This is a genomic window from Sediminibacterium sp., from assembly GCF_051860225.1.
Classification (GTDB): Bacteria; Bacteroidota; Bacteroidia; order Chitinophagales; family Chitinophagaceae; genus Sediminibacterium.
In genome coordinates this window covers 145,566-166,404 of sequence record NZ_JBHYEI010000002.1, presented here as the reverse complement: position 1 = coordinate 166,404, position 20,839 = coordinate 145,566, and the positions used below count along the sequence as shown (strand labels likewise).

Annotated in this window: 15 protein-coding genes; 7 read left to right on the top strand and 8 right to left on the bottom strand. The window is 35.6% G+C overall.

Annotated features, from left to right (window positions below):
* The first annotated feature begins 13 nt into the window (after positions 1-13).
* Positions 14-2,509, top strand: coding sequence for a WD40/YVTN/BNR-like repeat-containing protein (locus tag ACTIEI_RS07545; RefSeq protein ID WP_439505684.1), 2,496 nt, complete (start codon positions 14-16; stop codon positions 2,507-2,509).
* Positions 2,510-2,557: 48 nt separating this feature from the next.
* Here the strand turns inward: ACTIEI_RS07545 and ACTIEI_RS07540 are convergent, their stop codons facing one another.
* The 3 genes from ACTIEI_RS07540 to pafA form a co-directional block, all read right to left on the bottom strand.
* Positions 2,558-3,376 carry a class I SAM-dependent methyltransferase gene (locus ACTIEI_RS07540; RefSeq protein ID WP_439505683.1) on the bottom strand — a complete coding sequence of 273 codons (819 nt, stop codon included), beginning with the start codon at positions 3,374-3,376 and terminating at the stop codon, positions 2,558-2,560.
* A gap of 9 nt (positions 3,377-3,385) precedes the next feature.
* Positions 3,386-6,205: a M16 family metallopeptidase gene (locus ACTIEI_RS07535; RefSeq protein ID WP_439505682.1), complete on the bottom strand. Its 2,820-nt coding sequence runs from the start codon at positions 6,203-6,205 to the stop codon at positions 3,386-3,388.
* A gap of 77 nt (positions 6,206-6,282) precedes the next feature.
* The gene (gene pafA, locus ACTIEI_RS07530) at positions 6,283-7,953 is read right to left on the bottom strand and encodes an alkaline phosphatase PafA (protein WP_439505681.1); all 1,671 of its coding nucleotides are present in this window, start codon (positions 7,951-7,953) and stop codon (positions 6,283-6,285) included.
* 127 nt (positions 7,954-8,080) lie between these two features.
* On the opposite strand from pafA, the gene ACTIEI_RS07525 reads away from it, so the two are divergent.
* Positions 8,081-9,340: an aminotransferase class I/II-fold pyridoxal phosphate-dependent enzyme gene (locus ACTIEI_RS07525; RefSeq protein WP_439505680.1), complete on the top strand. Its 1,260-nt coding sequence runs from the start codon at positions 8,081-8,083 to the stop codon at positions 9,338-9,340.
* A gap of 128 nt (positions 9,341-9,468) precedes the next feature.
* Here the strand turns inward: ACTIEI_RS07525 and ACTIEI_RS07520 are convergent, their stop codons facing one another.
* Positions 9,469-10,311, bottom strand: a complete 843-nt coding sequence (locus tag ACTIEI_RS07520; RefSeq protein WP_439505679.1) for a DUF2911 domain-containing protein — start codon at positions 10,309-10,311, stop codon at positions 9,469-9,471.
* Between the two features lie 102 nt (positions 10,312-10,413).
* Positions 10,414-11,313, bottom strand: coding sequence for a site-specific tyrosine recombinase XerD (gene xerD, locus ACTIEI_RS07515; protein ID WP_439505678.1), 900 nt, complete (start codon positions 11,311-11,313; stop codon positions 10,414-10,416).
* 67 nt (positions 11,314-11,380) lie between these two features.
* On the opposite strand from xerD, the gene ACTIEI_RS07510 reads away from it, so the two are divergent.
* On the top strand, positions 11,381-11,890 hold the full coding sequence (locus tag ACTIEI_RS07510; protein WP_439505677.1) for a YkgJ family cysteine cluster protein: 510 nt from the start codon (positions 11,381-11,383) through the stop codon (positions 11,888-11,890).
* Positions 11,891-11,893: 3 nt separating this feature from the next.
* Here the strand turns inward: ACTIEI_RS07510 and ACTIEI_RS07505 are convergent, their stop codons facing one another.
* Positions 11,894-12,937 (bottom strand): WD40/YVTN/BNR-like repeat-containing protein, encoded by a 1,044-nt coding sequence (locus tag ACTIEI_RS07505; protein WP_439505676.1) that lies wholly within the window; start codon positions 12,935-12,937, stop codon positions 11,894-11,896.
* Between the two features lie 69 nt (positions 12,938-13,006).
* Here ACTIEI_RS07505 and ACTIEI_RS07500 point away from each other — a divergent pair, with 69 nt between their 5' ends.
* Positions 13,007-13,732 (top strand): tRNA threonylcarbamoyladenosine dehydratase, encoded by a 726-nt coding sequence (locus ACTIEI_RS07500; RefSeq protein ID WP_439505675.1) that lies wholly within the window; start codon positions 13,007-13,009, stop codon positions 13,730-13,732.
* On the opposite strand, the gene ACTIEI_RS07495 is transcribed toward ACTIEI_RS07500, so the two are convergent.
* Positions 13,729-14,901 (bottom strand): exo-beta-N-acetylmuramidase NamZ family protein, encoded by a 1,173-nt coding sequence (locus ACTIEI_RS07495; RefSeq protein ID WP_439505674.1) that lies wholly within the window; start codon positions 14,899-14,901, stop codon positions 13,729-13,731. The genes ACTIEI_RS07500 and ACTIEI_RS07495 overlap by 4 nt on opposite strands.
* A 10-nt stretch (positions 14,902-14,911) precedes the next feature.
* Positions 14,912-15,439 (bottom strand): YkgJ family cysteine cluster protein, encoded by a 528-nt coding sequence (locus tag ACTIEI_RS07490; RefSeq protein WP_439505673.1) that lies wholly within the window; start codon positions 15,437-15,439, stop codon positions 14,912-14,914.
* A gap of 146 nt (positions 15,440-15,585) precedes the next feature.
* Here ACTIEI_RS07490 and ACTIEI_RS07485 point away from each other — a divergent pair, with 146 nt between their 5' ends.
* From ACTIEI_RS07485 to ACTIEI_RS07475, 3 genes are read left to right on the top strand one after another with little or no spacing between them, the layout of a single operon-like run.
* Positions 15,586-17,466 (top strand): DNA topoisomerase IV subunit B, encoded by a 1,881-nt coding sequence (locus ACTIEI_RS07485; RefSeq protein WP_439505672.1) that lies wholly within the window; start codon positions 15,586-15,588, stop codon positions 17,464-17,466.
* 11 nt (positions 17,467-17,477) lie between these two features.
* Entirely contained in the window at positions 17,478-18,287 is an 810-nt protein-coding gene (locus ACTIEI_RS07480) for a DUF1835 domain-containing protein (RefSeq protein ID WP_439505671.1), read from the top strand.
* A 37-nt stretch (positions 18,288-18,324) separates the two neighbouring features.
* Entirely contained in the window at positions 18,325-20,838 is a 2,514-nt protein-coding gene (locus tag ACTIEI_RS07475; protein WP_439505670.1) for a DNA gyrase/topoisomerase IV subunit A, read from the top strand.
* Position 20,839: the final 1 nt, after the last annotated feature.

The window sequence follows — 20,839 nt, the reverse complement described above, 5'->3', positions numbered from 1 at the left end:
ATACAAAGCCGTTATGAAAAAAACATTATTATCACTGTTAATCATTTCTTCATTTTTTGCAGAAGCACAGGTAAAACCCACCCCTGCTTCGGATAGACTCAAGAGTATCGAGTTACGCAAAAAATTAAGTTTGGAGTCTGTAGCCAATAAAACTTCTTTTAGAAATATTGGCCCCAGCGTTCAAAGTGGAAGAGTGGTAGACATTGATGTAAATCCAGCAGATCCAACAGAGTTTTATGTTGCTTATGCTACAGGTGGATTATGGCATACCGTTAATAATGGTATTAGTTTTAGTCCCATTTTTGATTCAGAAGACATTATTGGTATAGGCGATATTGCTGTAAACTGGAAAACCAAAGAGATTTGGGTGGGTACTGGCGAAGTAAATAGTAGCCGATCTACTTATGCAGGTTTAGGCGTTTACAAATCTAGCGATAATGGTAAAACATGGACTTGGTTAGGTCTTGCAGATAGTCATCATATTGGAGAGATTAAATTACATAGTACTGACCCCAATACAGCTTGGGTGGCCGTTTTAGGACATCTTTATTCCCCCAATAAAGAGAGAGGTATTTATAAAACAACCGATGGAGGTAAAACATGGAAGCAAACGCTTTATGTAGATGAAAATACCGGTGCAGTTGATTTAGATATTAACCCTGCTAATTCTAATGAATTATATGCTGGCATGTGGTATCGCACGCGTAAGGCTTGGGATTTTGAAGAAAGTGGAAAATCAGGTGGGATTTTTAAAAGTACAGATGGAGGAGAATCTTGGCAGAAAATTTCTGTTGAAGGAGCTGGTTTTCTAACAGGTGATGGCGTTGGAAGAATTGGATTAGCTGTGTATCCTAAGAATCCAAATATTGTTTATGCAGTAGTAGATAATAATGAAAAAAGAGCTACTTCTGCTGTAGCAACTACAACCGACACTAGTGCGTATACATTAAATACTTTTCAAGGTATTACAAAAGAACAATTTGCTGCTTTAGATAATAAAAAGCTCAATGCATTTTTGCGCAGCCCAAGGTATAGGTTGCCGGCTCAATACACAGCTGAATCTATAAAAGAAGGCGTTGCTTCTAATAAATATGCACCCAATGTTATTTGGGATTACTTATATGACGCTAATACTGCTTTATTAACAGGCACCGTTAAGGGTTGTGAATTATATAGAAGCGATGATGCGGGTAAAACTTGGAAAAAAACACATACGGATCCAATTAATATTTATAGCTCTTATGGATATTATTTTGGTAAAGTATTTGTAAGCCCCATGGATGAAAATAAAGTAGTGTTAACTGGGGTGGATTTATTGATGAGTACAGATGGAGGAAAAAAATTCAAATCAATTAATGGGCCTTCTGTACACTCCGATCACCACTCTTTTTGGTTCAGTAATGTTAAAGACAATCATGTTATTAACGGCAATGATGGTGGGCTAAATATGAGCTATGATGCAGGTAAAAATTGGTCTAAGTTAAATAGTCCTTCTGTTGGTCAGTTCTATGCGATTGAAGTGGATATGGCCGTTCCATATAATGTTTATGGTGGACTACAAGACAATGGTACTTGGTATGGATCTAGTAAAAATATGGAAGACAATGGTTGGCATGGTTCCGGAAACTACGCTTATAAAAGCATCAATGGCGGAGATGGGATGCAAGTACAAGTAGACTGGAGAGACAATAGAACTGTTTATAGCGGGTCTCAATTTGGTAATTATAACAGACAAGTGATTGGCGCATCAGCTTCGGGAAGAGGTCCAAGAGGAAGTAGTGTAAAGCCTAATAGAGCGCTTGGTGAATCTGCACTTCGTTTTAATTGGCAATCTCCTATTTTATTGAGCAGACATAACCAAGATGTATTTTATTTTGGTAGCAATAAGTTCCATCGTTCTTTCAGTAAAGGAGATAGCTTGGTTGCTATGAGCGGCGATTTAACCACTAATCCAACTCAAGGGGATGTTCCTTTTGGTACTTTATCTACCATGAGCGAAAGCCCAATGCGTTTTGGGCTGATTTATACTGGCTCAGATGACGGGTTGATTCATGTAACCAAAGACGGTGGATATTCATGGAACAATATCAATGGCAAACTTCCTAAAGGGCTATATGTGAGTAGGGTTGTAGCTAGTAAATTCAAAGAGAGCAGGGTTTATGTTACCTTGAACGGGTACAGAAATGATTATTTTAATGCTTTAGTTTACGTGAGTGATGATTATGGAACCACATGGAAGCAAATTGCTAAAGACCTTCCTTATGAATCTGTAAACGTATTAAGAGAAGACCCTACCAATGAGAATATCCTTTACATTGGTACTGATGGTGGTTTATATGTAAGTATGAATGGTGGTAATAGTTGTATGATGTGGAATAAAGGTTTGCCTTACAGTATTCCTGTTCATGATATTGCCATTCATCCAAGAGACAATGAAATTGTTTTAGGCACACACGGTAGAAGCTTATATGTTGCAGGATTGGGTGAAATACAAAAAGCAGCTAAATAAAATAGTTGAATTAATTTCTTCTAGTTAATCAATTGTCCCGGTTGCCTTTTAGGTAGCCGGGATTTTTTGTTTGAGAATCCATACATCTTGTCCGCCCATTTTTTCGGGGTGCTGTTGCCCTTCCCAAAATTGTTCTATTTCAAAATGAGTTTGAAATTGTTCTTTCAGAAAATGGGCTTCAAAATAGGTAGTCATTAACCGATGTCCCTTTTCTTTAAATAAGTGTGTAAACACTCCAGCTTTTTCTAATTGTTTTTTTTCCTCTCTGGTGAGTTGATGAAAATATTGGCTTCCATGTGTTGAAAGGATGGCCCTTCCAGTAGGAGTTAACACTCTTTTTAGTTCATTTATCCAAATTAACAATTCATCTTGTTGAATATGGGTAAGTACAGAAATGCCATATACTAAATGAAAGTAATTGCTTGGATAAGGTAGGGTTTGGTTTTCTATGCAATCAAAAAAAACATGGTCAATATTTTTTCTGCTCCAATGAATCGATTCACAGTCAATATCTGATCCATAGCAAATTGCATTGGGTTTCAGACTTTGTATATGTCTAATCACTCTTCCAGTTCCAGAACCCCAGTCTAATATAACTGGACTAGATAAACTAGTTAATGCTCCCCACTGAACCATTTCATTGGCAGCTAAAAGTCCATCTTCGTAGTACTTTTTATAGTTGAGTTGAAAGGTATTAAAAAGCGCTCTGTCTGTTGGAAAGACAAAGCGCTTAAGTTTTTTTTGGTAGTTCCGATTCTGATTTGAATACTGTAATTGTTGTAAGCGAAAATTTAGTTCGTTCAAGAGTTGGGTTGCGCCCAAAAAATTAAATGTATTTTTAATCGCTTTCCTTAAGTAAGTATTCATTTTCCAAAGTTATTGCTCTGGAAATAAAACAGCATTGATTCTATTTTTATTTTCAAATACTAGGTTGGCAGCATTCTTGATGTCTTCGATGCTAATACCGTTAACAATATTGGTATAATTCAAGAATCGATTGGGATCATTATTAGAGAAGTATATACCTTGAAGTACACCACTCCAATAACGATTATCTTTGATATTTACTGCATACTTTTCTAATAACGATTTCTTTACTTTATCAAGGTCTTTTTGCTCTGGTCCGTTTTGTTTGATTTTCTCAATTTCTGCATTAGCGGCAATAGTCAGTTTTTCCACGTTTTCCGGTCCACATGGTAATTGAAGTACCATGGTAAATCCTTCGTAAGGATATTTATTTAATGAGCCTCCAACGCCACCGCCATAAATACCTCCAATTTTCTCTCTTAGTTCTTCAATGATTTTTATATTCATGATTTCTGAAAGCATTTCTACCTGTAATGCTTTTGCTTCCGAATAAGCCGCATCTCCTGAATATATATTAAAAATAAAACTCTTAGGTTCTTTCCCTTTATAAAACTTCAATTCTTTTTGTCCGGGTAGTATGCGAACCCCATTATCTACCATCTTCCCTGTTTTACCTTTTGATGGGAGCCCTCCAATATAAGTGGCTAGTAGTGGTTTTACATTATTGATATCAATATTGCCTACCATGATAAAAGTGAACTCATTGGCATCATTGGTTTGTTCTTTAAAAATTTCAATCGCTCTTTCTAAATTAATTTGATCAAAATCAGTAGCATTGGGTATTGCAGAGGGTGCTAAAGGATTGCCGCCATACATTACCTTATAAACAGAGTCTATAAAAGCGCTTGTAGGGTCTGCCATCATGAATTGAATTTGACTTTTGGTTTTCTCTCTCCAAGAATTAAACAAAGCCTCATCTTTTCTGATTTGAGTAAAGTTTAAATACATCAATTGGAACATGGTTTCCATATCTTTAATGCTACTATTTCCACTCACTCTCGCACTTAACGCATTTAAACTAACATTGGCATTGGCAATTTTTCCAGATAAAAACTTTCTTAAGTCTATTGGGTTAAATTCACCAACTCCCATTTGCTGAATAGCTGCAGTGGCATAGTTTGCGCTGAATTTATCGGCCACACCATAGGCATTGGTGCCTCCTTTTTTAAATCCGGTCAAGATAATTTCATCCTGCTTAAAATTGGTATTCTTGATTATTACACGAGTTCCATTGCTGTAGGTTAATTCAGTTATGTCTAGTGCTTCGTTCTTACTTTCTTTTACTAAAGTTCCTGCTGTTGGAATATTTTTCAATAAAACATTCGCTATTGCTTTTTCTTCATATGCTTTAACAGGAATGCTTGATGCATTTGATGCAACTGCAATTAATTGTAATGCAGATGGTAAGTTGAAATTGCTTTTTTCAGGACCTTGAACCGCTACAAATACTTTATCGTTCTTCTTTAATTCATTAGCTAACGCATTCACTTCTGCCAATTGAACACCTGGCATCAAGCTATTCTTATATTCAAATTCACGCTCAATTCCTGGGATAGGTTCTTGTTGTAAAAAATTTCTGATATACTCTTCAATTAATACACTGGATTCTGTTTTGTCTCTATTGTTATAAGACCTTTCAATAGAAGCCAATTGCTGTTTTTTTGCTCTATCCAATTCTGATTGGGTAAACCCAAACTTCTTAATTCTTTCTATCTCTGTTAATACGGCTAGTAAAGCAGTATCTGGTCCCTTGGGGCCAGGTATAGCAAATCCATTGAATCCTTCATACCCTCTAGCATAAGATCCGAAATTGCCACCTGCAAAACTGAAAGGAGGGTTGCCACTCTGTGCCAATTCGTTCATACGTTGGTTTAGCATACTTGTAAACAAAGATTTAATGATGCTATTTTTACGATAGTCTTCAACCGTTGTTTCTGGCTTTGTTTTAACTGTTGAATAGTTTAATTCAATTTGAAAATTGGTTGCTTCCTTATCGGTAACCACCAATGCATCATTTTTGGTTCTAGCTGGAATGCTTGCATAGGTTCTTGGTCTAGGATTGGCAGGATTCTTTAATCCCCCAAAATATTGATTGATTAATTTTTCTGTTGCAGCAACATCAATATCGCCTACAACCATTACCGCCATTAAATTAGGGCGATACCAATCTGTATAAAAACGTTTAATTGCACTATGTTTAAACGTTTTTAATAAACTGTCTTTTCCAATTGGTAAACGTTGCGCATATTTTGATCCTTCATATTGTTTGGGATAGATTTTTCTAAACATTCTATCTTCCGCACCTTTCCCTAATCGACTTTCCTCTAAAATGATTCCTCTTTCGTCATCAATTTGCTTTCCTTCAAAACTGATTCCACCAGCCCAATCTTGTAAAATTTGCAAACCCTTTGTAAAGTTATTTGGATCACTTAACGGAATAGGTAATATGTAAACTGTTTCATCAAAACTGGTATAGGCATTTAAATCTGCACCAAAATCTACCCCAATGCTTTGTAGAAAATTAACTAATTCATTTTTCTTGAAATTTTTAGTTCCGTTAAATGCCATATGCTCGGTGAAATGTGCCAAACCCTGTTGATCATTGTCTTCAAGTATTGATCCCGCATTCACTACTAAACGGAGTTCTACTTTTTTTTCGGGCTTGCTATTCTGTCGAATATAATAGGTTAAACCATTGGCAAGCTTGCCTACTTTAACTTTGTTGTCAATCGGTATTTTTTCCGATAAATTCTGTTGAGCACTTAATGGTAAAGTGGTCGAAATGCATAACAGCAAAGCAATTGCTGCGAATGATATTCTTTTCATCATAAAAAAAGGTTGTACCGCAAGATACAACCTGAACTTATATAATTTTTATGATATTATAATTATAGAGAATATTTTAATTATTGCTTTAACACTTCTTGAATAGGGTGTCCAATATTACCACTTGGCTCTTGAATTTTTAACAAGCTGGCTAGCGTTGCTGCTATATCGTGCATATAAACTCTATTGTTAGACCTTCCTTGTTTAATGCCAAATCCGTACCATAGTAGGGGTATATGGGCATCATAGGAATACCATAATCCATGTGTTGTACCAGTAGCGCCGCCATCAATATAGCCAGACTTTAATACCATTTGAATATCACCACTTCTATTGTACAAGTATCCATTGGCTAATTTTTCTCTAAGGTATTGTGGCATTGGACTGGTCAATATTTCATTAGTAGGAAATGCATTTAATATGTAATCCTTTTTCATTAAATAGTGTACCATGAATTGGTTAATCGCTTTGGTGTCCGCATTCAAACTATCTAGTAAATCTCTATTGTAATGAACTTGATAGTTAAATAAACTCACTACTAATTTATCGATGCCAAATTTTGCTTTGATGGCTGCATTCATTTCCGTTAAAGCAGCTTTGTCGTCTAATAACCCACCGGGTAATTTGTTTTCTTTCATAAAACCTGGTACATGCGCTACCGCATGGTCTGCACTTAAAAATGCAGTATATTTTCCTTTTCCTACCGTAGCATCTAAGAAATCAAACATTCTACCTAATTCTTCATCTAGTTTAATATAATTGTCTACTACTTCCCAAGAATTAGGGCCAAAACTATGTCCAATATAGTCGGGTGATGAAAAGCTTACTGCTAACATGTCTGTAACTGCGTCTTTACCCATATCTTCCGCAAATACGGCTGCTTTTGCTAATTCAACAGTTAAGGTATTTCCCCAAGGTGTAGTACTCAGTTTTCCAAATCCTTCATTGGCAGTTCTGGATAATGAATAAGGCATTTTTGTTTGATTAGACCCAAATGGTTTGCTTTCATAGTTTTTTTCGTCCGCTGTTGCATACTGTAAATATTGCTGATCAGTTAATGATTTGTTCCAGCCTAATTTCATTAAAGAATCTGGAATTTGTCTATCATTAAATTGTTTAACCCAGTTAGGTAATTCTTTAAAGTAGTAGGTGCTTGTAATAAAATTGCCCGACTTTGCATCAAACCAATATGCTCCATTTGCACTATGTCCTGCTGGTAAAATAGCACCTCTATCTTTAATTGCAATTCCTATTACTTTGCTTTTAAAATTGGTGGCCATTCTTAATTCATCTGCAATGCTAGTAGTTAGCATGTTTTTAGGACTCATTTTCCCATCACTCGCACCAGCTGCTCCTACACCATCAACTGTTCTATCTTCACTACAGTAAACATTTCTTTTTAATTGCGTATCATACCAAGCGTTACCTGTGATTCCATGAATAGCAGGAACGGTGCCGGTATAAATTCCAGTATGTCCACAAGCTGTTACCGAAGGCGTATAACCTATTTGACAGTTGTCGTTACTAAATCCTTGATTCATCATGCGGCTAAATCCACCATTTGCTTTGAATAAAGGGGCAAATTTTTCTAAATAGTCCCATCGCATTTGGTCTACTACAATCCCTACCACCAAACGAGGTGCTTTTTCTGTTGATGGAATCGGTTTTGTCTTTTGGGCTTCTACTGTTGTTGCAGAAACTGCTAAAAGTGTAAGAAATCCCAAACCTGATTTTATACTTTGTTTAAACAAGGGATTAAAATTTAATATGAATAGTTAAATAAGGGTTGCAAGATACAGTTTGCTGTACAATATGTCTTGTGCTTTGGCGCTTAATTGCTAATTTCGCAAAAATTTAATAAACCAATCAATTGTTTGTATGGCAGACATTTTTGAGAAATTGTTGAAGAATGCAGGTCCTTTAGGCCAACACCGCGAAAGAGCACATGGGTATTTTGCTTTCCCAAAATTAGAAGGTGAAATTAATAGCCGCATGAAATTCCGCGGTAAAGAAATGATTGTTTGGAGCCTAAATAATTACTTAGGGTTAGCGAATCATCCAGAAATTAGAAAGGTGGATGCAGACGCTTCAAAAGAATTTGGTTTGGCGTACCCAATGGGTGCAAGAATGATGAGTGGTAATTCTAATTATCATGAGCAGTTAGAAAAAGAACTGGCAGCATTTGAACATAAAGAAGATGCTATCTTAATGAATTTTGGTTATCAAGGTATCATGAGTGCAATTGATGCAGTTTGTGGTCGTCATGATGTGATTGTTTACGATGCTGAAAGTCATGCATGTATTATTGATGGATTAAGATTGCATCCAGGTCACCGATATGTTTTTAAACACAATGATATTGATGATTGTGAAAAACAATTAACCCGAGCAACTCAATTAATTGAAAAGCAAGGTGCTGGTGGTATTTTAGTTATTACTGAAGGGGTGTTTGGTATGGCAGGAGACCAAGGTAAATTAAAAGAGATAGCTGAATTAAAAAATAAATATCAATTTAGGTTATTGGTGGATGATGCCCACGGCTTTGGTACTTTAGGCGCAACTGGTGCTGGGGCAGGCGAGGCACAAGGTTGTCAAGATGCTATTGATTTGTACTTCTCAACTTTTGCTAAAAGTATGGCTTCAATAGGTGCATTCATGGCTGGAGATAAAGCAATTATTGATTTTATTCGTTACAATATTCGCAGCCAAATTTTTGCTAAGAGTTTACCTATGCCAATTGTTATTGGAAACTTAAAGCGTTTAGACATGTTGCGCACTATGCCTGAGTTAAAAGAAAAACTTTGGAGTAATGCCTTGAAATTACAGAATGGGCTAAAAGAAAAAGGATTTGATATTGGTAATACTAATACGCCTGTAACGCCTGTTTATATGAAAGGTGGGGTAGAAGAAGCGACTGCCATGGTAATGGATTTGAGAGAGAATTATGGCATTTTTGCATCCATCGTTGTTTACCCTGTAATACCTAAAGGACATATCATATTTCGATTGATTCCATCTGCTGCTCATACTGATGCAGATATTGATGAAACACTAAAAGCATTTAGTGAAACCAAAGCTAAATTAGATGCTGGTGCTTATAAAGTTGACTTGATACCCGATATGGCTGAATCCAAATAAGTTGATTGATACATGTTGACCTAGACGCAGTCTATGTTAACCTCCAAATAAAAAGACCCGAACTTGATTAGTCGGGTCTTATCATTTGTATCATTCTGCGTTAGTTATAAATTACCAATTCAGGTAATTTATAATTTGCTTATTAATTCTTTAGCCATTCTAACATAGTCGGCATTCTTTGCATCAGAAGCAATTGCAATACATTTTTCCGCACTTGCTTTAGCATCTGCCTTTTGACCCATATCTTTTTGAATCTTAGCAGTTAGTAAAAACAACCAGAATGCTTTTGGATTTGCTTCTGTTGCTTTGTTTACATTTTGTAATGCTTTTGCATAATCTTTATCCCACTCGTAGTAAAAATTAGCGGCAGCTTGATAGGAATTCGGGTTTACTTTTTCTGCACTTAATGCAGCTTCTACCTGCGCACGAAGTCTATCTTTTACATTGGTGCTAATTGGGATACTTACTGCTACTTTACCCCATGTAAGGTGTAATTCAATGCTTTCCGCCTCTACATTGGCAAATTGGAAAGTAAAGGTTTCAACATTACTATTGGATTTGGCAGCTTTTACTTTAAAGCGAACTACATCTTCACTTTGCTTATAACCATCGGTTCCCCAATTGGTTAATCCCTTATTTACCACGATTTCCCAATATTCAGTTCCTGGTACGGTATATAATACGTAAGCTCCCGTATCTAAGGTTGATCCGCCCATGGTTACTTTGTCAGAAAAATGAATTCTTGTTGCTGCATTGGCTCCTGTTCTCCATAATTGATTTAATGGGACCAACTCAGAATTTTCTTTAAGCATTGCTCTCCCTTTTAAATTGGGGCGCGAATAGGTTAATTCTATTTTTCCCATTCCAAAATCTTGACTAATTTTTTGAGTAGTGCTAGGTTGTGGCATTCTTATTTGTGCAAAACCCATTCCGCTGCATAATAAAGCAGCTGCAAGCAAAGTCTTTTTCATATTCAATAAATGTTTGAACGCCAAACTTAGGTTTTCCCTCACAAATGCAGCAATTTTTTTAATAAAATGAGCTAATTCTTAAAGGATTTAACAATTTGTACATTATTTGAAGCCTGGATGAAATCGTTGCAAAGTGTCTTTTAAAAAATGACTGTCTAAATGGGTATAGATTTCAGTAGTGGTAATACTTTCATGGCCCAACATTTCTTGTACTGCTCTTAAATCAGCCCCACCTTCTACCAAATGTGTTGCAAAAGAATGCCTGAAAGTATGGGGGGATATCACTTTGGTTATTCCTGCTCTTAAGGCTAGGTCTTTGATAATATAAAAAATCATTACCCTGCTTAATTTCTTGCCCCTTCTATTTAAAAACAAATAGTCTTCAGATCCCTTTTGTATGGATTGATGAACCCTTATTTTTTCTTTATAAATTTTTATGCATTTAATTGCTTCAGATCCTATTGGGATTAGTCTTTCTTTATCCCCTTTTCCTGTAACTTTTATAAAGCCAACATCTAAGAAGAGTCCAGAAATTTTTAAGTTTACTATCTCACTAACCCTTAATCCACAACTGTACATCGTTTCTAGAATGGCTTTGTTCCTTCCGCCTTCTGGGCTGCTTAAATCAATCTGGTTAATAATTAATTCAATTTCCTCAAAGTGTAATGTGTCTGGTAGTTTTCTTTTGGATTTTGGCGCATCTAATAGAACGGAAGGATCCGATACGCAAATTTGTTCTACAATACAATATTTAAAAAAACTGCGTATCCCAGAAATAATTCTTGCTTGTGAAGTAGCCGTCATCCCCAATTCGCTCACCCATTGAACAAAGGCTTGTAAGTCTTTAAGTGTAATTTCAGAAGGGGATTTGGTTTGCTTGCTAGCTAATAAATAGGAGGTTAACATTTCAATATCATGCAAGTAGGCGTCTACAGAGTTTTCGCTTAAAGATTTCTCTAATTGCAAATATGCTTTAAATCCTTTTTTATATGCATTCCACATGATTGATAAAGATAACAGCTATATGATTATATTCGCTTTTAGTCTATTTTAAAAGTACGGCAGTTTTATGCAAGTAAATCTTCGATCATTCAAACAAAAAGTTCATCATCATGCCAAGGGCATGAAAAAGTTTTTAGGTAAAATTGAGAAAAATCCGCCCAAAGGCCTAGATAAAATGGCTGAGAAAATTGATGCAGAAGTTTGGAAAGAAGTAGACTGCTTAAGCTGTGCCAATTGTTGCAAAAGCATGAGCCCTACTTTTACTGCAAAAGATTTAAAAAGAATTGCTGCTCATGTAGATATGTCGGTTGCAGAATTTAAAGAAAAATGGCTCTATTTTGAAGAGGAAGATGGGGATTGGATGAATAAAAAACAACCTTGTCAGTTTTTAAACTTGAGCAATAATATGTGTAGTATTTATGAAGTAAGGCCCGATGATTGCGCAGGTTTTCCTCATTTGAAGAAGAAGAAAATGGTTGAATACATTCACGTGCATCAACAAAATATTAGTTATTGCCCAGCAACCTATAAAATGGTTGAAAAATTCCAAGCGTTACTGGCTCCTATAAAAAAGTAAAGGCTAATACTGAATATTTAGTTGGGCAATTCTTCCATTGCCTCCCGCTAAATAAATGGATTTCCCTTTTTTAGCTTTTTGGACTACATGGAAACTTTGCTTCGAAATATTTTTCCAATTCATTCCACCGTCTTCTGATATGTCTACCCCGGAAGTGCCACATGCTACCATTATTTTGTTCGTTAAATAAATTACACAAGATCGATATCCAAATGGGGGAGTTTGTGGTTGACTAAATTGCACACTAGGAGTAAACTTTACGGCAATAGCGTTGCCTGCTCTCATGGTATCTTTTGCAAAGTCTCCTCCCACAATAAATGCATTTTTGCCCGATGGACTAATTGCAATTGAGTTGGCCCCAGTAGACTCCTTTCCTTGTAGTAGGGGTAATGAATATTGGTCTCGGTGGTCTCTTGCATTCAATAACCTTGAAACCTTTCCTCCGGTAACCAGTAAGGTTCCGCTTTTAAAAGAATTGTTTGATTCGCTTATTTGTAAATTAGTTCCACTTGAAGCAAAAAAAGCTTCCCCATCATTTAAATTAATGCCATCTTTTGGACTAGTCTCCCATGTTTCCCCCTCATTAAAACTCATTGCAAAGAATGCTTTGCCATTTATTGGGTCACCAATTACTTGAATATTTTTACCAACTGCATGCATTGCATCTAAAAACATTCCTTTGGTACTATCTTCAAATACTTTATACCAATCCTTTCCACCATTTACTGTCTTTAAAATAAACGCTGGTTCTGCTATAGCCATTATGATTGCTTTTTGATCATCGTATGCTTCAATGTCTCTAAAATCTCTTTTTTCAAAACCTGGAACAGTCATCCATGTAAATGATTTCCCCCCATCCATAGACTTTCCTACAGAGCCTCCACTTCCAGACACCCATATTACTTTGTTGGAGACAACACTCAGTCCTCTAATACTTGTTTTTCTTCCCTCTGCTACTATTTGAATTAGTTCAGTGGATTGACCCAATGCAGTGAAGTAATTATTCCAACCCAATAAGACTAAAAAGATTTTTATATATGCTTTCATACATTCATTTTTGTGTAAACTAGAACAAGTTAAATCAATTCCTTTTTAACAGTATAATTTTATCAGTATATGATCCCATATTGGATGAGCCGAACCCAGTTGCTTTTAGGTGATGAACCTATCCAGTCTTTAATGAATAAACACGTTTTGGTAGTTGGCTTAGGTGGTGTAGGAGGTATTTGTGCAGAAATGATTGTCCGATCTGGAGTAGGAAAAATTACCATTGTAGATGCAGACACGGTAGATTTAAGTAATGCCAATAGACAGATTCCTGCATTGCATTCCACTGCAGGGAAATTGAAATCTGAAGTAATGGCTGAACGATTAAAAGATATTAATCCTCAATTAGATATTATTGTTAAGTCAATTTATATTAAAGATGAACTTACTCAAGAATTATTAGATGAAGCCCCATATGATTATGCAGTAGATTGTATTGATACGTTGTCTCCCAAAGTTTTTTTTATCAAGGGATGTTTAGATAGAAAAATACCCATTGTTAGTTCTTTGGGTGCGGGTGGTAAACTAGATCCCTCTCAAGTGGTCATTACGGATATCTCCAAAACCTATCAATGCAATTTAGCGAGTTATGTAAGGAAAAAGTTACATGGATTGGGTATTTATAAAGGGTTAACGGTGGTTTTTAGTGCAGAAAAAGTAGACCAGTCCAAAATCATCGAAACCGAGAAGGCTTTTCCCAAAAAGTCAATCATTGGAACGATGTCTTATATGCCAGCTATTTTTGGTTGTATGGCTGCAAGTGTGGTAATTAGAGGGTTATTACAAAAGAATTAATAAAGTAAATAGGGTTTTACCATTGCCCCCCATTCTTTAACGCTGGTTTCTTTAGTGCATTGATGAATAAATGAATGCATAGGTAATTCATAGAGTGATTCTGCATGATGAATTCCTGAAAGTTTATCTAAATGATGAATGCCTTCTGGATTAACATAAGTTTTATAGGGTGCCCATTTAAATTCATTTGGATGTAGTGCCTTAATAAGTTTGATCAACAACAGGCCAAAAAATACTGGTTTAAATTGATTGGGGTCTTTTACTATAAAATGAAGACCATTACACTGTTCCCCAGCAAACTTACTATGTTGAGGTATAAATTGAATAAGCCTGCAGGCTAATTCATCATCCATAAATAATTTTATCTGTTCGGCAAGTGCAGCTGCATTTAACCATGGAGCTCCTACTGCTTCAAATGAAAAGTTAGTAGATCGGCCTTCTGATAAATTGGTGGCTTCTAAAAAACATAATCCTGGGTACAATAGGGTGGTAGAAGCGGATTGGATGGCTGGAGAGGTTGGAACAAACGGAATACCCCAATCCACTTGAAACATGGCTCTTTCCCAATATTGACATAGTATAATTTGAATCGATGCATTTATTTTCCTTTCTGCATTATAATATTGTGCCAATTCTCCTAAAGTGCAACCATGTCTGATGGGCATTGGCCACCTTCCAATAAATGATGAACATGCATCATTGAGCCATGGACCCTCACAAAGTTCAAGATTCCCCGAAATAGGATTGGGGCGATCTAATACCACCAATTGAATGGAATGAGTAGCCGAGGTTTCTAAAAGATAGCTCAAGGTCCATAAATAAGTGTAAAAACGAACCCCTACATCCGGTACATCAAATAGAAGAATATCAATATCCGCTAAGTCGTCTGCAGTTGGGGTTAATTTTTGACCATACAAACTAATAATGGGTAAATCAGTTAATTCATCAACTCCATTAAGCATCGGTGCTCCATCTGCCCCTGTTGCAGAAATTCCATGTTCAGGTGAGAATAGTTTGGTAATATTAAAACCTGCTTTTTGAAGTGCCAGCCTTGATGGGATCATAGCTTTTGTGGTAGCAGCTTCATTTGTAACCATGCCAATTCGATGGTTTTTCCATGAAATTGAATCTGATTGTAGCAATACGTCAATGCCAAATAATACAGACATGCTGATGATTTTATTTACTCTTTTTTTGTTTGAAATTCATTGCTTTCTTCAGTTCTTCAACCACATTAAAAATGATGGGACATCTGTCATAATGCATGAAAGTGGTAAAAATTCTTCTCTTAAAATTGGGTAAATGCAGCGCAGGAAATTCTTTACATCCCTCGAAGCGATATTCATAAACGGTACATTTATTGTCTTTTAAAAAATGACAAGGCATCTGATTCATAATCATCATTCCATTGCTGCCTTTTTCTAAATACTGATGGTCAAAGCTTGATCTATCCATTTTTAAATGGCTTGATAAATTATTGGCCTCTTCCTCATTCAGGCAAACCATTAAACTTTTGCAACAATTTCCGCAGTCGGTACAAGAGATAGTAGGACTAATAAGTGCATCTAATTCTTGCACTTTTATATCAATGGCTTCATCATTGAATTCTTTTATATAGTTGCTAAATTGGTCATTCTCTTCCTGGTGTTCAATTGCATAGGCTGAGATTACTGATAGGTCAATTTGGGGTTCAAAAGAGGTCTTCATTTGATTAAAGGTACAATTTGGCATATAAAATCCACCAAAAACAGCTATTTATCCACATATAATCGGCATTTGTAGAAAAGAAAAATTGGGCTGAGATTTGAGGGACTTAGATTTGCCGTAAGCAATAAGGATATTAAATAGGAAATATGGCAGAAGACAAGAATTTGGTCAGGTACGATGAAGACTCCATCCGGTCATTAGATTGGAAAGAACATATTCGTTTACGCCCAGGAATGTATATTGGAAAGCTAGGGGATGGTTCTGCAGCAGATGATGGAATTTATGTGCTCATTAAAGAAGTTATTGATAACTGTATTGATGAATACACCATGGGGCACGGAAAGCAAGTAGAATTGACCATTGAGGGTAAAACAGTTACCGTTAGAGATTATGGCCGTGGTATACCATTGGGTAAAGTTATTGATGTAGTTAGCAAAATCAATACTGGTGCTAAATATGATAGCAAAGCCTTCCAAAAAAGTGTTGGTTTGAATGGAGTGGGTACCAAGGCGGTAAATGCGCTTAGTAGTCATTTTTTAGTTACTTCTTTTAGAGAGGGTAAATGCAAAACAGCTGAGTTTGAAAAAGGGGAATTGGTTAAAGATCATAAAGAAGTAAAAACCGATGAGCCAAATGGTACTTTGGTGGTATTTACTCCAGACGATACCGTTTTTAGAAATTTTCATTTTATTCATGAATATTTAGATAACCAGCTTTGGAATTATTGTTATTTAAATGCAGGTCTTGCCATGCATTTTAATGGCAAAAAATATGTCAGTAAGAATGGATTGTTAGATCTATTACAACGCAAAACAAATCCAGATGAGTTAAGATATCCTATCATTCATTTAAAAGGTGACGATATAGAAGTGGCAATTTCTCATAATAATGATTATGGGGAAGATATATTTTCATTTGTAAATGGTCAATATACCACACAGGGTGGAACGCATCAACAGGCATTTAGAGAGGCATATGTAAAAGTGATTAGAGATTTTTATAAAAAGGATTATGATGCATCTGATATAAGAACGAGTATTGTTGCTGCAGTTTCTGTAAGAGTGCAAGAGCCAGTATTTGAGAGCCAAACAAAAACTAAGTTAGGGTCCCAAAATATTGCAGAAGGTGGGCAAAGTATGAAGTCTTTTGTATTAGACTTTTTGGCGAAACAATTGGATAATTTCTTACATCGAAATGCTGCCACAGCAGATGCCTTAAAAAAGCGGATTGAGCAAAACGAAAGAGAAAGAAAAGAGTTGGCCGGTATTAAAAAGTTGGCGAATGAAAGAGCCAAGAAGGCCAATTTGCACAATAAGAAATTGCGTGATTGTAGAGTTCATTTAAACGATGAGCTGCCTGCAAAAAATAAAGAAGCATTTATTGCTATTCAAAAGGATACTACCATATTTATTACTGAAGGAGACAGTGCTAGTGGAAGTATTACCAAGAGTAGAAATGTGGACACACAAGCGGTTTTTAGCTTAAGGGGTAAACCTTTGAATTCATTTGGAGAGACCAAAAAAGTGGTTTACCAAAACGAAGAATTTAATTTATTACAACATGCATTAAATATTGAAGATGGTTTAGAAGGACTCCGCTATAACAATATAGTAATAGCTACGGATGCCGATGTAGATGGTATGCATATTCGATTGTTATTAATGACTTTCTTTTTACAATTTTTTCCAGACCTAGTAAAAAAAGGGCATGTGTATATTTTAGAGACGCCTTTATTTAGGGTTAGGAATAAGCAAGAAACTATTTATTGTTATGATGAAACAGAAAAGCAGGCAGCTACAAAAAAACTGGGAAATAAACCTGAAATTACTCGATTTAAAGGGTTGGGTGAAATTTCTCCAGAAGAGTTTGGCCGATTTATAGGAAGGGATATTCGCTTGCAGCCTGTTATTCTTGAACAGGGAGACCATATTCAAGAATTTTTGGGTTATTACATGGGAAAAAATACCATGGAAAGACAAGACTTTATCATTAATAACCTACGCGTTGAATTGGATTTAATTGATTAAAAATAGAATAGATGATTCATATTGTTTTTGAAACAGCCAATGTAAAAGCTTTGCAAACAGCTATGGAATTGGACGAGTTGTTACAAGGGGAAATTTTGGAAATAAAAGATGATTTTGCAGTGGGGCCAGTAGAGCGAATTTATGAAACCGAAGGGTATCAGGCACGACGTGATTGGTGGAAAACGGTTCTTCAGTTTTCACCATATGAAAATCAACTGGATATTGTGGACGATAAATTAACCGTTCATAATCTTATAAATGAGTTAACCCAAAATGAAGCGGAAGAACTTTGGATTTGGATGGGACAAAATGCACATGATGTTACTGGATATTATTGGCTAATGAGCCAACTGTCTGCATTTGCCGGAAGAATTCAGGTTTTATATTTAAATAATCTTCCATTTTTTAATGAAAAGGGAAGTATTTTTTATCCTACTCATCTGTACGAAATTCAACCTAAAGAATTTTTAAAAGCAAAAAAGTTAGCAAGGCCTATTACGTTAAGTGAATTTGAATTAGACCCAGATGAATGGAAAAAAATATGTGCAGAAAATGCAATGGTTCGGTTTTTAGAAGGTGGGAAGAAAATTTCAAGTAAAGAAGTGAATTTCTTTGATAAATCTTTACTCGTACATGTTACAAAAGATGCACAAAAATTAGCTAAAATAATTTCTGCAGCATTAAGTAAAATGCCGGTTCAAACTGGTGATGCTTTCTTGGTTTGGCGATTAAGAGAATTAGCTAACCAAGGATTGGTGACCATTCATGGAGATTTTTCAAAAGGCTGGAAAGAGTTAACCGTACAATTGTCGGTTGTTTAGTAGAAGACATATTTAGATTGTAGAATTAAATTAACGCATGGCTAAAGAGAATATTGATAGAAGGGTTTTCGAAAATGAAACCGGGGTTCAAGGGCAGTATAAAAACTGGTTCTTAGAGTATGCATCTTATGTAATACTAGAAAGAGCTGTGCCCGCATTAGAAGATGGCCTTAAGCCAGTACAAAGAAGGATTCTACATTCCATGAAAGAAATGGATGATGGAAGATTTAATAAAGTGGCTAATATTATTGGTCAAAGTATGCAATACCACCCACATGGGGATGCGAGTATTGGAGATGCTTTGGTTAATTTAGGTCAAAAAGATTTATTAATTGAAACCCAGGGAAACTGGGGTGATGTAAGAACCGGCGATTCTGCCGCTGCATCTCGTTATATAGAAGCACGTTTATCTAAGTTTGCGCTTGAAGTGGCATTCAATGCAAAAACAACTGAATGGCAATTGAGTTATGACGGACGTAAAAATGAGCCAGTAAATTTGCCAATGAAGTTTCCTTTGCTATTAGCGCAAGGAGCAGATGGAATTGCGGTTGGATTATCAACTAAAATTTTACCTCATAATTTTTGTGAATTGATTGATGCTTCTATTAAATATTTAAGAGGCAAGAAATTTGAATTATACCCAGATTTTCAAACTGGGGGAATGATAGATGTTTCTGGGTATAACGAGGGAAAACGAGGGGGCAAAGTAAGGGTTAGAGCACATGTTGAAGAGTTAGACAAGAAGACTTTGGTGATTAGAGATGTGCCTTATGGTGTTACTACCACTCAATTGATGGAAAGTATCACTAAAGCGAATGAACAAGGAAAGATCAAGATTAAAAAAGTAACGGATGTTACAGCTAAAGAAGTTGAAATTCATATTGATTTAGCGGTGGGTATTTCACCTGATATTACCATTGATGCATTGTATGCATTTACTGATTGTGAGGTAAGCATTTCTCCTAATGCTTGCGTTATCGAAAACAATAAACCTAGGTTTATGGGCGTGCAAGAGTTACTGCGTAGCTCTGTCGATAACACCAAAAATTTATTACAACGTGAATTGCAAATTAAACTCGGTGAGTTAGAAGATAAATGGCATTATACTTCATTAGAAAAAATATTCTTTGAGGAAAAAATATACAAAGAATTAGAGCAAAAACATGAAACATGGGAGCATGTTATTGAAGCAATTGATAAAGGATTTGCTCCGTTTAAAAAGAAATTAAAAAGACCTATTGAAAGAGAGGATATTTTAAAATTAACAGAGAAGCCTGTTAGAAGAATCTATCGTTTAGATATTAATGAATTAAATCAACAAATAGTAGGTATAGAATCTGATATTCAAGAAGTGAACAACCATCTAGTACACTTGACTGATTATGCAGTTGCTTATTTTGATAATCTGTTGAAGAAATTTGGGAAAGGTCGGGAACGTAAAACTGAAATAAAAGAGTTTGATACGATTCAAGTAAAACAGGTTGCTATTGCTAATACCAAATTATACATTAATAGGGCGGAAGGTTTCATTGGAACAGGACTTAAGAAAGATGAATTTTTATGTGAGTGTTCCGATTACGATGATATCATTGCATTTACTAAAGCGGGTATCATGAAAGTGGTTAAAGTGTCTGATAAAACTTTTATTGGTAAAGATATTATACACGCTGCCATATTTGAAAAGAATGATGAGCGTACTACTTATAATATGATTTACTTAGATGGTAAATCAGGAGTTAGTTACGCTAAGCGTTTTAATGTAACTGGTGTAACAAGAGAAAAAGAGTACGATTTAACTAAGGGTTCTGAGAAAAGTAAAGTACATTATTTAACTGCAAATCCAAATGGAGAAGCCGAAACCTTGAAAATTGTATTAAGTCCCAACTGTACGGCACGTATTAAAGAACTTGATTTTTATTTTGAAGAATTAGAAATCAAAGGTAGGGGGAGTATGGGTAATCAGGTTACCAAGTATCCTATTAAAACGGTAAAGTTAAAAGAGGCGGGCAAAAGTACATTAGCAGGTAGAAAACTTTGGTTTGATGATAAATTTGGAAGGTTAAATACAGAAGAGAAAGGCCAATATTTGGGTATGTTTGAGGATGAAAAGATTATTGTAATTTATCATGATGGTTCCTACGAATTAACTGATACAGAAATTACGCAAAGATTTGAACCAGAGAAAATAGCTTTGATTGAACAATTTAATCCTGCAAAAACCATTACTGCAGTTTATCTAGATGCAGATAAGGGCCAATACAATATCAAAAGGTTTAAAATTGAAACGACCACATTAAAGACCCAATTTGTATTTATCAAAGAAGGTAAGGATAATCGCTTAGAAGCAGTTACAACTGAACAAGAACCTATTTTGGTGGTGCAAACCGGAAAAGGACAGCAGGTTCGTAAAGCAAAGTTTAAAGTAGCCAATATGGTAGAAGTAATGGGATGGAAAGCGGTAGGGGCTAAATTGACTGATTTTAATAAGAGTATTGAAATGGAATGGGAAGTAAGACCGCCTGCTGATACTGCACAAACAGAATTATTCTAAA